The organism is Caenispirillum bisanense (assembly GCF_039523075.1).
In the GTDB taxonomy this organism is placed as follows: Bacteria; Pseudomonadota; Alphaproteobacteria; order Rhodospirillales; family Rhodospirillaceae; genus Caenispirillum; species Caenispirillum bisanense.
In genome coordinates this window covers 1-570 of the sequence record NZ_BAAAEP010000139.1, presented here as the reverse complement: position 1 = coordinate 570, position 570 = coordinate 1, and the positions used below count along the sequence as shown (strand labels likewise).

Below are 570 nucleotides of genomic sequence, written 5' to 3'. Positions count from 1 at the left end.
GGTTGACTTGTAATACGCTTAAAGGAGTACGCAGCTCGTGCGCTACATCAGAGGCAAAACGTTTTTCCCGCTCAAAGGCATCGCCTAAACGGGCAAATAACTGATTAGTGGTTTTCAGCATCTGATCCAGCTCCGCCGGAACCTGATCCAGCTCTACCGGACTTAAATCATTAGCTTTTTTTGACGACAGCTGAGCAGAAAAACGTTGGATTGGTGATAAGGCTTTACTCACCACTAACCAAATCAATACGGCTTGTAGCGGCAAACTCAGCACAACAGGATAAATAGAGGCCGTGATCACTTCATCTGCCAATTGCTGCCGTTGTTGCAGGGGTTGCGCCACTATCACCGTAAGCACATCGTTGGGGGTTTGACGAAATACCCGCCACCTTTTACCGCCAAAATTATGCTCACTAAAACCTTCAGCGTCCGACATCGTACGTTCAGGGCCCAAAGCGCTACGATACACCAGCTTACCTTGCTGCCAGACTTGCAACGCCAGACCTAACTCTTGCGCTGAATCTGCCTTATACTGCTGCGATAAACTGGACGCCAGCACCTGTAAATCCT

1 protein-coding gene is annotated in these 570 nt (G+C 48.9%); it reads right to left on the bottom strand.

Features of this window, described 5'->3' with window-relative positions:
• A partial coding sequence (locus tag ABD056_RS22820) for a sensor histidine kinase N-terminal domain-containing protein (protein ID WP_343870603.1) occupies positions 1-570 on the bottom strand: 570 nt, incomplete at both ends.